Origin of the sequence: Francisella salimarina, from assembly GCF_007923265.1 — a bacterium.
GTDB lineage: Bacteria > Pseudomonadota > Gammaproteobacteria > Francisellales > Francisellaceae > Francisella > Francisella salimarina.
The window spans coordinates 342,466-354,557 of record NZ_VOJA01000001.1 but is presented as its reverse complement, the minus strand read 5'-3'; the positions used below and the strand labels follow the sequence as shown (position 1 = coordinate 354,557).

Here is a 12,092-nt window from a genome sequence, read left to right as displayed (position 1 = left end):
AAATGTGTGAGATGATTTATTTACCATTGTTAGCTGATGATATTCTGAGGTTATTTATTTCACTTATGCTATTTTTATGCTGTGCAATTTTAAGTTATATTTTTGCAAAGAAAAAGCCTTGGGATGCAGCCTTTTGGATTTGCTTTTCAATATCTTTGTTAGCTATGGGTGGTTTTGGATATGTTGCGCATCGTATATATTTAGAGAATACTTTTTCTTATGATGGATTTATTTCTGGTGCTGCTTTTATTACGGTATGTGGACTCTTGTTTTCAAAAAAAAGATATCATGAGTTTAATGATAGTGTTTTTAGTAGAGATGCTCTAATACTATTTGCAACATTTTTTGTTTTTGCACTTATATACATATCTACAATTAAATATAATTTTGAGTGTGTAGAAACATTCGAGTATTTCTTTATAGATGCTTTGCAGATAGTTATGTATCCATTATTGCTGTTGTTTGCAATATCAGCTTTTTTATATAGATTTTCTATATGCTTATCTGTTTTTGCTATAAGTATGGCATTATTTGTTGTGGAGAATGTGATTTTTATATTGAACACTTTGATGGGGAGAGTAAATCATCTCGAAGCTTTTGAGGAGGTTTTGTTTGCCTCAATATCAATAGTCCTTAGTTGCGCTGCTATTTTTATGCTTGCCAGTGCTAAAAAAACATATATGGAGAATAAAAAGAAATGTTTGATCAGATAGGTGTTGGAGGATCATTTTGGATGAACCTAATTATTTCAGTTTTAATTTTAGGTATAGGTTTTTGGATATCTAAATATATAAAAAAAGTAGTTTACCACTTACTTGAGGAGTATGATAAGACGGTATCACAATTTTTATCAAGCGTTGTGTATACCATTTTCTTAGTTTTAGTGGTGGTTATTGCACTAGCGAAGCTTGGAGTGCCTATATCGCCTGTTACAGGAGTTTTAACGGGGATCGTTTTTGGTATTTCTATGTCTCTTAAGACATCTTATAATATTGTGGCATCCGGGATTATGCTGGCGTTTAGTAAGCCTTTTGAGATAGGTGAGAAGGTGGACTTGGGTGGTGTAAAAGGTCAAGTTAAGTCGATCGGTTTCCTGTATACAAAACTAAATGATGAAGCTGGTAATGAAATTGTTATGCCAAATAATCTAATTCTTTCTAGGGTTATTACGAGGTTTTCCGAGTTAGAAAATAAATAATGCAAAAAAACTTTCTCAATTCTGAAAATTATTTATATTTGCCGAATGGGCAGAAAATAATTCTTAATCAACAACAAATAGAAGCTATTCGCCTTATAAAAGAATTTATTGCGAGTAGGGAGTCTTATTTTTTACTCTCAGGTTTTGCAGGTACAGGCAAGACTACTGTGGTCAAAAAGATTTTGGATGAATATCCCAAAAGAGCGATAGTTTCTGCACCAACTCGTAAGGCAAATGCTGTTATTTCACAATCAACTACTAGGCAGGGTTATACTATTCATTCTTTACTTGGTTTGCAGCCTGATATAAATCTTGCTGACTTCAATCCGAATGAACCTGTCTTTGGACAAATTAATAAGGCGAGTATCAAAAATTATGACTTAATAATAATTGATGAAGCTAGTATGATAAATAAATCACTATTTGAGCTTATTGATTCAGAAATTACTAAATCATTATCATCTAAGGTTATATTTTTGGGCGATAAAGCACAAATACCACCAGTTGGCGATCAGGTTAGTCCAATTTTTCAATTAGAGAATAGATGTGAACTTACTCAACTTATGCGACAAGCAGATAGCAACCCACTAGTAGAGTTAAGTCAGCAAATAAGAGACGTTAGTGAAGAGCTACCTTATTTTTTGAATAAAAAAGAAACTGTCTTGAATAAAGAGAATGAGGGTGTACTATTTGTTAAGTCAAATGATGAGTTTAGAGAGCAAATAAAAAAAGTTTTTGGGTCATCTTATGCAAGGACTGATTTGAACTATGCTAAGTTAATAGCTTGGCGCAATAAGACAGTCATGTTGGCGAATAGGATAATCAGGGACTTGGTGTTTGGAGAAGGCGCTGACTTAATTGAGAAAGGTGATGTTTTAATTGGCTATCGAGCCATAAAAGCCAATTCTAAAGAATCTTTCTTGATAAATAATTGTGTTGATTATAAGGTGGTTGAGGTATCAAAAAAGCAAAAAAATATGAATGGCCTTATGGGATATAGTGTAAAGGTGCATGAAAAAGCAAAAATTTATAAGGGTTTTGATGAAAAAAGTATTTTCATAATAGATTCAGATGATACTTGTAATTTAAATCAGTATGCTGAGATACATGATAACTTACTAGAGATTGCTAGAAGCGATAGAATGTGGTCAACGTATTATGAGTTTCGTAAAAATAACTTATTAATGATTGATGTTGAAAGATATTCTGATGGTAGTTTAAGGCCCAAGAATAGTATAATAAAAAAAGACTTGGATTATGGCTTTGCTGTTACGGCTCATAAAGCACAAGGGTCGACTTATAAAAAGGTATTTGTGCTTTTAAAAGATATTTCATTAAATAAGAATTTTATAGAAAGAAATCAAATACTTTATGTGGCGATGACAAGAGCGCAAAAAATGTGTGTGGTTTTATAAAAAACGATATAATAACTTTACATTTACACCTACGCATAGTAATATAACCTTAGTTTTTTGTTAGATGAGTTGTTGGCGTAAAGCAAAATGCAAATTATCATAAAAAAGCTTGATTTTTAGTCAAATAAACTTTATAGTTATCTAAAAGTTTTAGGGGAGGGATTCCCGAGCGGCCAAAGGGATCAGACTGTAAATCTGACGGCTCAGCCTTCGCAGGTTCGAATCCTGCTCCCTCCACCATGCGGGTGTAGTTCAATGGTAGAACTTCGGCCTTCCAAGCCGATAGTGTGGGTTCGATTCCCATCACCCGCTCCACCTAAATCTAATTTATAATAAAATATTAATAAGCTCGCATGGCTCAGTTGGTAGAGCACTCCCTTGGTAAGGGAGAGGTCACCAGTTCAAGTCTGGTTGTGAGCACCATATTTAAACTATTGTTTTTTGTTGAAAAAAAATGGAGCATGAAAATGGCTAAAGAAAAATTTGAACGTTTGAAGCCGCACGTAAACGTAGGTACTATTGGTCACGTTGACCATGGTAAAACTACTCTTACTGCTGCGATCACTAAAGTTATGGCTGAGAAAAATGGTTCTGCAGCTAAGAACTTTGATGAAATTGATAACGCACCAGAAGAGAAAGCGCGTGGTATAACTATTAATACTTCTCACGTTGAGTATGAGTCTCCAAATAGACACTATGCTCACGTTGACTGTCCAGGACACGCGGACTACGTTAAGAATATGATTACTGGTGCTGCTCAGATGGACGGCGCTATCCTAGTATGTTCTGCAGCTGATGGTCCTATGCCACAGACTCGTGAGCACATTCTACTTTCACGTCAGGTTGGCGTACCAAAAATCGTTGTTTTCTTAAACAAGTGTGACATGGTAGATGACGAAGAATTGTTGGAGCTAGTTGAAATGGAAGTACGTGAGCTTCTAGATCAGTACGAGTTCCCTGGTGATGATACTCCAGTTGTTATGGGTTCTGCTCTTAAAGCTATCGAAGGTGAAGAGCAGTACGTTGAGAAAATTGTTGAGCTTGTACAGGCTATGGATGACTACATTCCTGCACCTGAGCGTGATACAGAGAAGCCGTTCATTCTTCCAATTGAAGATGTGTTCTCAATCTCAGGTCGTGGTACAGTTGTAACTGGCCGTGTTGAGCGTGGTGTTATTAACGTTGGTGATGAAGTTGAAGTTGTTGGTATTCGTCCAACTCAAAAGACTACAGTAACAGGTGTTGAAATGTTCCGTAAGCTTCTTGATAGAGGAGAGGCTGGTGATAACGTTGGTATCCTAGTTCGTGGTCTTAAGAGAGACGACGTTGAGCGTGGTCAAGTATTGTGTAAGCCAGGTTCAATTAAGCCTCATACTAAGTTTGAAGCTGAAGTATATGTTCTTTCTAAAGAAGAAGGTGGTAGACATACTCCATTCTTCAAAGGATATAGACCACAGTTCTACTTCCGTACTACAGACATTACTGGTGCTGTTGAGTTACCAGAAGGTGTTGAAATGGTAATGCCTGGTGATAATGTTAAGATGACTATCACTTTAATCAACCCAATCGCTATGGACGAAGGTCTACGTTTTGCTATCCGTGAAGGTGGTAGAACAGTTGGTGCTGGTGTTGTTGCTAAAATTATCGAATAATAGGTAATTTAACAAAAATATAGGTCAGTAGTTCAATTGGTAGAGCAGCGGTCTCCAAAACCGCAAGTTGGGGGTTCGAGTCCCTCCTGGCCTGCCACATAATTAAGGCGGTGTTGTATAAATTGCAACTCCGCCTTTTTTATTTCTTGATATTGTCTGTTTGCTATGGTATTTTATTGCCTACGTTTATAATCTCTCTAATTAAAAATACTCTTTTTAAGAAAAAGGATGTCTTGTGAAAAAGAATCAAGGTTTTAATAATAAGGTTTGGATAAGTGGTGCCACGAAGACCACAGAAGTTAAGAAGATTTCTAAGTCTAGTAGTGCGTTGTTGTGGTTGGTGGCTGTAGCGATAGTAGTTGCTGGTGTTGCTGTTACTATGTATTCTGATGTTTTAGGTTCAAGCTACAGTTCGTATAACACTTCTTTAGCTGTAGTGGTGGTTCTGGCTGCATTAGTGGTCGCAAGATTTACAAATCAGGGTCGTCGTTTCTGGGCTTTTTTCCAAGCATCTAAGCTTGAGTTAGCGAAAGTCGTATGGCCTACGCGAAAAGAAACTATGACAATATCAGCTATGGTTATAGTTGTAGTTATAATTTTTGCACTAATTATATCTTTATTTGGTGTTATATTTGAGAATTTTATTCAGTATTTTCTGGGTTAATAAAAGGATATTGGTATGCTTTGGTATGTTGTGCAGGTGCACTCAGGTTATGAAAAAAGAGTTAAAACTCAGCTAGAAGAAAATATAGAAATAGCAGGCTTGAAAGAGAATTTTGGTAGAATACTTGTGCCGACTGAAAATGTTGTTGAGATGAGAGGCGGGCAGAAACGTAAAAGTGAAAGAAAATATTTTCCCGGATATGTTTTGATTGAAGCTAATTTGACAACAGAAGCTTGGGATGTTATTAAAGCAGTTCCTAGAGTTTTAACAGTTGTTGGTTCAAGAGGGAAGCCTATTCCTCTTAGTAAGCCTGAGGTTGAAAGAATACTAGGTTTTGTGGAAGGAAATGCTTCTGCAGTTGAGCCAAGATTGAGAAAAACGTACCATGTTGGTGAGGTTGTTAGGGTTTTAGAAGGACCGTTTAATGACTTTACGGGTGTTATTGAAGAAGTTAACTATGAAAAGTCAAGATTGAGGGTTGCGGTATCTATTTTTGGTAGATCTACTCCTGTTGAGCTTGAGTTTTCACAAGTTGAAAAAGAGTCTTAGTGGTATTTACTAAGATGATAGGGAGCTTATATTTTCATATAAGTGCTATTAACCTAAATTTGGAGAATAAAAATGGCTAAGAAAAAAATAGAAGCTATTATTAAGTTGCAAGTTGCAGCTGGCAAGGCAAACCCTAGTCCACCAATTGGTCCTGCGTTGGGTCAGCATGGTGTTAATATTATGGGTTTTTGTAAAGAGTTTAATGCTAAGACACAAGGTATGGAACCTGGTATGCCAATACCTGTAGAAATATCTGTATATAGTGATCGTAGCTTTACATTTGAGATGAAGACGCCACCAGCTTCTTATCTGATCAAGAAAGCTATTAAAGTTAAGTCTGGTTCATCAAACCCTTCAAAAGATTTTATTGGTACTATTACTCGTGAGCAGTTAGAAGAAATTGCTAAGGTTAAGGATCCTGATTTAACAGCTGCAGATGTTGATGCTGCTGTAAGAATTATTGCAGGTTCTGCACGTAGTATGGGTGTAAAAGTAGAAGGGGTTGAATAATGGCTAAAATTTCAAAAAGAATGAAAGAGATCTCGGCTAAAGTCGACGCTGAGAAAAAATATCCTGTATCAGAGGCTTTTGATATCTTAAGAGATGTTTCTTCTGTTAAGTTTGTTGAGTCAGTTGATGTTTCTGTGGCTTTAGGGGTGGATCCTCGTAAATCTGATCAGGTTGTCAGAGGTGCTTCAGTTCTTCCTAATGGTACTGGTAAAACTGTGAGAGTAGCGGTTTTTGCTAAAGGTCCTGCGGCAGATGCTGCGAAAGCTGCTGGCGCTGATATTGTTGGTATGGAAGATTTGGCTGATGAAGTTAAAAAAGGTAATATGGACTTTGATGTTGTTATTGCTTCTCCTGATTCTATGAGAGTTGTGGGTCAGTTAGGTCAAATACTTGGTCCAAAAGGACTTATGCCTAACCCTAAGGTTGGTACTGTAACTATGGATGTTGCCAAAGCTGTAACAGATGCTAAAGCAGGTCAGGTTAGATATAGAGTTGATAAAGCTGGTATAATTCATACTACGATTGGGAAAGTAAACTTTACTACTGATGCTTTAACACAAAACTTAGAGCAGCTTTTAGCTGATCTTAAAAAAGCAAAACCAGCAGTATCAAAGGGTATTTATCTGAAGAAAGTTTCTGTATCTAGTACAATGGGTCCAGGAATAAGTGTTGACTTTTCGGATTTAAATATATAATATACTGCTTTGCAATTTCTTTGGGTTGTATGAAAATACAACGATCAAAGACCGTAGGAGCTGAGCTTGCTTGGCTTAATAATTTATCCTACGCAGACGATGTTGACAACCTTTTCGGTCTAAATATCGTGTTAATTAAATAAAGTGTAGACAATAAAATAAGGAGTCGATATGGCACTTAGAATAGAAGACAAAAAAGCAATTGTCGCTGAAGTTGCTGAAAATGTCTCTACAGCATTGTCTGCAGCAGTTGCAGATTACCGTGGCTTGACGGTTAATGAAATGACTTCATTAAGAAAGCAGGCTCGTGAGTCTGGAGTTTATTTAAGAGTTGTGCGTAACAACTTAGCACGTTTAGCAATTAAAGGAACTGATTTTGAGTGTCTTGGTGATGCTCTTAAAGGTCCTCTTGTTCTTGCTCTTTCTAAGGATGAGCCAGGTGCAGCAGCTAAGCTATTCAAGAACTTCCAAAAAGAGCACAATGCTTTTGAAGTTAAGAATTTAGCTATGTCTGGTGAACTGTTTGGTCCTGAAAAGTTAGATGACTTTGCTAAGCTTCCTACTAGGGAAGAGGCACTTGCTACATTACTTAATGTTATGCAAGCACCAGTTACTAAGTTTGTTCGTACTCTTAATGAGATTCCGTCTCAAGCGGTACGAGTATTTGCTGCTGTTGGAGATAGTAAATAATTGCACTGGCTTATGAAAAAGCTGAAAAAGAATTAATTGTTAAATAAATAGGAGTTATAAAAATGTCTATAACAAAAGAAGATATCCTAAATGCTGTTGCTGAAATGAGTGTAATGGATGTATGTGATCTAGTTAAAATGATGGAAGAAAAATTTGGTGTATCTGCTGCTGCTGCTGTTGCTGTTGCTGGCCCTGCTGCTGGTGGCGAAGCTGCTGCTGCTGAAGAGAAAACTGAATTTGACGTTGTTTTAGTTGAAGCTGGTTCAAACAAAATTGCTGCTATTAAAGCAGTAAGAGGCGCAACTGGCCTTGGTCTTAAAGAAGCTAAAGAAGCTGTAGAAGGTACTCCTTTCACAGTTAAAGAAGCTGCATCTAAAGATGAAGCAGAAGCTCTTAAAAAGCAACTTGAAGAAGCTGGCGCTAAAGTTGAGCTTAAATAATAAAATTCTAAACTATAGTTTTTAGAAATTTACGACTAGTGGTCAGTTTTGGCCTCTAGTCTTTCTAGTATTGAAAGATACATAGATATTGGTGCAAATATAATCATATTTGCTTTTTATTTTGTGTAAACAAAATCTTAGGGATGTTTTTGATGTCTTACTCATACGCTGAGAAAAAAAGAATTCGCAAAGAGTTTGGGGTTCTTCCTCATATCTTAGATGTGCCATATTTACTTTCCGTTCAAACAGAGTCTTATAAGAAATTTTTAAATGCAGATGATGCAAAAGGTAGACTTCACTCTGGTCTTGAATTAGTGTTAAAGCAATCTTTTCCTGTCGAAAGTAAAAATGGTCAATATGAACTTCATTATGTTGATTATCAAATTGGGGAACCTACTTTTGATGAAACAGAGTGTCAAGTCCGCGGTGCTACATATGATGCGCCATTAAATGTAAAGTTAAGGTTGGTTGTATATAATAAAGAAGCTCTTCCTAACGAAAAGGTTGTAGAAGATATTAGAGAAGAATATGTCTACATGGGAGATATTCCTCTTATGACAATTAACGGTACTTTTATAATTAACGGTACTGAAAGAGTTGTTGTTTCACAATTACATAGATCTCCTGGTGTATTCTTTAGCAAGGATGATTCAGAAGATGGAGCGTTTTCGGCGCGCATTATCCCATACAGAGGTTCATGGCTTGACTTTGAGTTTGACTCCAAAGGTATTGTATGGGCTAGAATTGATAGAAAGAGAAAGTTTTGCGCTACAGTGATTTTAAAAGCTCTTGGATATACACAAGAGGAGATACTAAGTAATTTCTCTGATAGTAAGACAATTAGTTTTGATAATAAAGGTTTTGCACTTAAGCTTGATAATTTATCAGGAATGAAAGGTGAAGTGCTTAAATTTGATATTGTTGATGAAAATGATAAGACAATAGTCAAGAAAAATAAGAAATTAACATCTAGAGATATCAAGAAAATCAAAGACGCAGGCGTTGACTCTGTAGCAATTGATTTTGATTTGGTTAGTACTCTTAGAGTAGCAAAAGACATTGTTAATGAGGTAACAGGTGAAGTTATAGCTTACGCTAATGACGATGTTACAGAAAGTTTATTAGAAGCGTGTGTAGAAGTTGGCATGCTTGAATTAGAAGTTATTGATTTTATAACTACTGAAAGAGGTAGATATATATCAGATACTCTTAAATACGATCTTACTAAAAATACAGATGAAGCACTTGTAGAAATATATAAAGTTCTTAGACCAGGTGATCCTCCAGCAGCAGCTTCTGTGAAAGCTCTTTTTGAAGGACTGTTCTTCATCGAGAGTAGATATAGCTTATCTGATATCGGTAGGATGAAGCTGAATGCAAGATTAGGTTCTGATAAAGTATCCGGAGATATTTATACTCTGGAGAATAGTGATATTGTAGGGGTTATAGAAGAGCTTATTAATATTCGTGATGGTAAAGGAAAGGTTGACGACATTGATCACTTAGGGAATAGACGTGTGCGTTCTGTTGGTGAAATGGTTGAGAACCAATTTAGAATAGGTCTTTACCGTGTCGAGAAAGGTATTCGTGAAAGTATGTCGTTAGTTCATAAAGATAAGCTTATGCCTAAAGATATCGTGAATTCTAAGCCTATTACAGCAGCAATTAAAGAATTCTTTACATCAGGTGCTTTATCGCAGTTTATGGATCAGGATAACCCTCTATCTGAAGTAACTCACAAGAGAAGAATCTCTGCACTAGGTCCAGGTGGTTTATCCCGTGACAGAGCAGGCTTCGAAGTTCGTGACGTTCACGCAACTCACTATGGTAGACTATGTCCTATTGAGACTCCCGAAGGTCCAAATATTGGTCTTATTAACTCATTGGCAAGCTATGCAAGAGTTAATGATTATGGCTTCTTAGAAGCACCATATAGAAAAGTCGTAAATGGTAAAGTAACTAATGAAATTGAGTATTTGTCAGCTATAGATGAAGATCATTATGTAATTGCGCAGGCATCGACTAAGCTTGATAAAAATAACCACTTTGTAGAAGATCTTATTCAGTGTCGTTCTGGTGGTGAAGCTATATTTACTGAGTCAAGTAGGGTTCAGTATATGGATGTTTCTGCCAAGCAGATGGTTTCGGCGGCGGCGGCATTGATACCATTTTTGGAACATGATGATGCTAACAGGGTATTGATGGGTGCAAACATGCAACGCCAAGCTGTACCAACTCTAAAATCTGAAAAACCTTTAGTGGGTACAGGTATGGAGAAGATAGTCGCTAGAGATTCAGGTAACTGTATTGTTGCAAGAAATGCTGGAGAGATAGCTGAAGTAGATTCTAATAGAATAGTTATTAAAGTTGATACTGAAAAATCACAAACAAGTAAGTTAGTTGATATTTATAGTTTGACAAAGTTCAAACGCTCAAACAAAAATACTTGTATTAATCAGCGTCCAATAGTTAATGTTGGTGATAAAGTTGAAGCAGGAGATATTCTAGCAGATGGTTTTGCAACAGATTTTGGCGAGTTGTCGCTTGGTCATAATCTTATGGTTGCATTCATGCCGTGGAATGGTTACAACTTTGAGGATTCAATTTTACTTTCTGAAAGAATAGTAAAAGATGATAAGTATACTAGTATCCATATCGAAGAATTTACTTGTGTGGCTCGTGATACTAAATTAGGTCCAGAAGAAGTAACAGCAGATATTCCAAATGTGAGTGAATCAAGTCTTGCTAAGCTTGATGAGTCAGGTATTGTTCATATTGGTGCTAATGTTGAAGCGGGTGATATCTTAGTTGCTAAGATTACACCTAAGGCTGAGCAACAATTAACTCCAGAAGAAAGACTTCTAAGAGCTATCTTTAATGAAAAAGCTTCAAATGTTGCTGATAGTTCATTAAGAATGCCAAGTGGTACTTCTGGTACTGTAATCAATGTTCAAGTCTTCGAAAATGATAAAGGCGGTAAAAGCAAAAGAGCCCTTAAAATTGAGAAAGAGTTAATTGACAAGGCGCGCAAGGATTTTGATGAGGAATTTGCTGTAATAGAATCTGTAGTTAAATCATCAATTGAAGCAGATGTTATAGGCGCTAAGATTCAAAAGGCAAAAGGTCTTAAGAAAGGAGCTGTTCTTACAAAAGAGTTCTTAGAAAAGCTACCTTTTGCTAAGTGGTTGGAAATATCTTTTGAAGATGAAAAACTTGAGCAAAAAGTACAGAATGCTAGAGAATACTATGAAGAAGCTAAGATAGCTGTAGACGCCAGATTCGAAACTAAGAAGAAATCAATCACTCAAAGTAATGAGCTATCTCCTGGTGTGCTTAAGACTGTTAAAGTTTTTGTTGCTATTAAGAAGCGTATTCAACCTGGTGATAAAATGGCTGGACGTCACGGTAACAAGGGTGTGGTTTCAAGAGTACTTCCTATTGAAGATATGCCGTATATGGAAGATGGTACTCCGGTAGATGTTTGTTTGAATCCTTTAGGTATACCGTCGCGTATGAATATAGGACAGATTCTTGAAGCGCATTTAGGTCTAGCATCTTATGGTTTAGGTAAGAGGGTAGAGCAAACACTTGAAAAGACAAGAAAAGCAGCTGAGTTAAGAAAAACTTTAGAAGAAGTCTATAATAGTGTGGGCGATAAAAAAGTTAATCTTAAAACTTTAAGTGATGAAGAAGTACTTAATCTTTGTGAAAATCTAAAAGGAGGGGTGCCGATTGCAACTCCTGTATTCGATGGTGCAAAAGAAGAAGATATTAAATCATTACTTAAAATAGGTGGTTTTGCGGCAAATGGTCAGATGAAACTATTTGATGGTCGTACTGGTAAAGCATTTGATAGGAATGTAACGGTTGGATACATGTATATGCTTAAACTAGACCATTTGGTAGATGATAAAATGCATGCTAGATCAACTGGATCTTATAGCCTAGTTACGCAGCAACCACTAGGTGGTAAAGCGCAATTTGGTGGTCAAAGATTTGGTGAGATGGAAGTTTGGGCATTACAAGCATATGGTGCTGCTTATACATTAAGAGAAATGTTAACGGTTAAATCGGATGATATAGCTGGTAGATCTAAGATGTATAAGAACATAGTTGATGGTAAGTTAACTATGAATGTAGATGTTCCAGAGTCATTCAATGTTTTAAGAAATGAAGTTAGAGCGTTGGGTATAGACATGGATTTTGACTATTCATCTGAGGAAGAATAAGCATCTTAATTTAAAGCTACTTATTTTTTGTTATTTAAAATAAAAGTATA

At 36.3% G+C, this 12,092-nt stretch carries 11 protein-coding genes and 4 tRNA genes; all 15 read left to right on the top strand.

What is annotated here, in order from left to right:
* Positions 1 to 2 precede the first annotated feature (2 nt).
* The 15 genes from FQ699_RS01710 (at position 3) to rpoB (ending at position 12,042) form a co-directional block, all read left to right on the top strand.
* Positions 3 to 713, top strand: a complete 711-nt coding sequence (locus FQ699_RS01710) for a hypothetical protein (RefSeq protein WP_146420853.1) — start codon at positions 3 to 5, stop codon at positions 711 to 713.
* Positions 698 to 1,198 carry a mechanosensitive ion channel family protein gene (locus FQ699_RS01705; RefSeq protein ID WP_146420852.1) on the top strand — a complete coding sequence of 167 codons (501 nt, stop codon included), beginning with the start codon at positions 698 to 700 and terminating at the stop codon, positions 1,196 to 1,198. Before FQ699_RS01710 ends, FQ699_RS01705 begins: the two co-directional genes overlap by 16 nt.
* Positions 1,198 to 2,613, top strand: a complete 1,416-nt coding sequence (locus FQ699_RS01700; protein WP_146420851.1) for an ATP-dependent DNA helicase — start codon at positions 1,198 to 1,200, stop codon at positions 2,611 to 2,613. The genes FQ699_RS01705 and FQ699_RS01700 overlap by 1 nt, the downstream gene beginning before the upstream one ends.
* A gap of 155 nt (positions 2,614 to 2,768) precedes the next feature.
* Positions 2,769 to 2,853 (top strand) — tRNA-Tyr (locus FQ699_RS01695).
* A 1-nt stretch (position 2,854) separates the two neighbouring features.
* Positions 2,855 to 2,928 (top strand) — tRNA-Gly (locus FQ699_RS01690).
* Positions 2,929 to 2,960: 32 nt separating this feature from the next.
* Positions 2,961 to 3,036: transfer RNA gene (locus FQ699_RS01685), tRNA-Thr, on the top strand.
* A gap of 44 nt (positions 3,037 to 3,080) precedes the next feature.
* Entirely contained in the window at positions 3,081 to 4,265 is a 1,185-nt protein-coding gene (tuf, locus tag FQ699_RS01680) for an elongation factor Tu (RefSeq protein ID WP_013922406.1), read from the top strand.
* A 21-nt stretch (positions 4,266 to 4,286) separates the two neighbouring features.
* Positions 4,287 to 4,362 (top strand) — tRNA-Trp (locus tag FQ699_RS01675).
* 138 nt (positions 4,363 to 4,500) lie between these two features.
* Complete coding sequence (gene secE / locus FQ699_RS01670; RefSeq protein WP_146420850.1) at positions 4,501 to 4,929, top strand: preprotein translocase subunit SecE; 429 nt, start codon at positions 4,501 to 4,503, stop codon at positions 4,927 to 4,929.
* Between the two features lie 15 nt (positions 4,930 to 4,944).
* Complete coding sequence (gene nusG / locus FQ699_RS01665; RefSeq protein WP_146420849.1) at positions 4,945 to 5,478, top strand: transcription termination/antitermination protein NusG; 534 nt, start codon at positions 4,945 to 4,947, stop codon at positions 5,476 to 5,478.
* A 72-nt stretch (positions 5,479 to 5,550) separates the two neighbouring features.
* Positions 5,551 to 5,988 carry a 50S ribosomal protein L11 gene (gene rplK, locus FQ699_RS01660; RefSeq protein ID WP_013922409.1) on the top strand — a complete coding sequence of 146 codons (438 nt, stop codon included), beginning with the start codon at positions 5,551 to 5,553 and terminating at the stop codon, positions 5,986 to 5,988.
* On the top strand, positions 5,988 to 6,683 hold the full coding sequence (rplA, locus tag FQ699_RS01655; protein WP_013922410.1) for a 50S ribosomal protein L1: 696 nt from the start codon (positions 5,988 to 5,990) through the stop codon (positions 6,681 to 6,683). Before rplK ends, rplA begins: the two co-directional genes overlap by 1 nt.
* A 171-nt stretch (positions 6,684 to 6,854) precedes the next feature.
* Complete coding sequence (rplJ, locus tag FQ699_RS01650) at positions 6,855 to 7,373, top strand: 50S ribosomal protein L10 (protein ID WP_013922411.1); 519 nt, start codon at positions 6,855 to 6,857, stop codon at positions 7,371 to 7,373.
* 62 nt (positions 7,374 to 7,435) lie between these two features.
* Positions 7,436 to 7,813 (top strand): 50S ribosomal protein L7/L12, encoded by a 378-nt coding sequence (rplL, locus tag FQ699_RS01645; protein WP_013922412.1) that lies wholly within the window; start codon positions 7,436 to 7,438, stop codon positions 7,811 to 7,813.
* Positions 7,814 to 7,965: 152 nt separating this feature from the next.
* Complete coding sequence (gene rpoB / locus FQ699_RS01640; RefSeq protein WP_146420848.1) at positions 7,966 to 12,042, top strand: DNA-directed RNA polymerase subunit beta; 4,077 nt, start codon at positions 7,966 to 7,968, stop codon at positions 12,040 to 12,042.
* Positions 12,043 to 12,092: the final 50 nt, after the last annotated feature.

Bases quoted from the DNA above. Each gene is read 5' to 3' on its own strand.
- FQ699_RS01710 (WP_146420853.1), top strand. From the start codon at position 3: ATGTGTGAGATGATTTATTTACCATTGTTAGCTGATGATATTCTGAGG.
- FQ699_RS01705 (WP_146420852.1), top strand. From the start codon at position 698: ATGTTTGATCAGATAGGTGTTGGAGGATCATTTTGGATGAACCTAATT.
- FQ699_RS01700 (WP_146420851.1), top strand. From the start codon at position 1,198: ATGCAAAAAAACTTTCTCAATTCTGAAAATTATTTATATTTGCCGAAT.
- tuf (WP_013922406.1), top strand. From the start codon at position 3,081: ATGGCTAAAGAAAAATTTGAACGTTTGAAGCCGCACGTAAACGTAGGT.
- nusG (WP_146420849.1), top strand. From the start codon at position 4,945: ATGCTTTGGTATGTTGTGCAGGTGCACTCAGGTTATGAAAAAAGAGTT.
- rplK (WP_013922409.1), top strand. From the start codon at position 5,551: ATGGCTAAGAAAAAAATAGAAGCTATTATTAAGTTGCAAGTTGCAGCT.
- rplA (WP_013922410.1), top strand. From the start codon at position 5,988: ATGGCTAAAATTTCAAAAAGAATGAAAGAGATCTCGGCTAAAGTCGAC.
- rplJ (WP_013922411.1), top strand. From the start codon at position 6,855: ATGGCACTTAGAATAGAAGACAAAAAAGCAATTGTCGCTGAAGTTGCT.
- rplL (WP_013922412.1), top strand. From the start codon at position 7,436: ATGTCTATAACAAAAGAAGATATCCTAAATGCTGTTGCTGAAATGAGT.
- rpoB (WP_146420848.1), top strand. From the start codon at position 7,966: ATGTCTTACTCATACGCTGAGAAAAAAAGAATTCGCAAAGAGTTTGGG.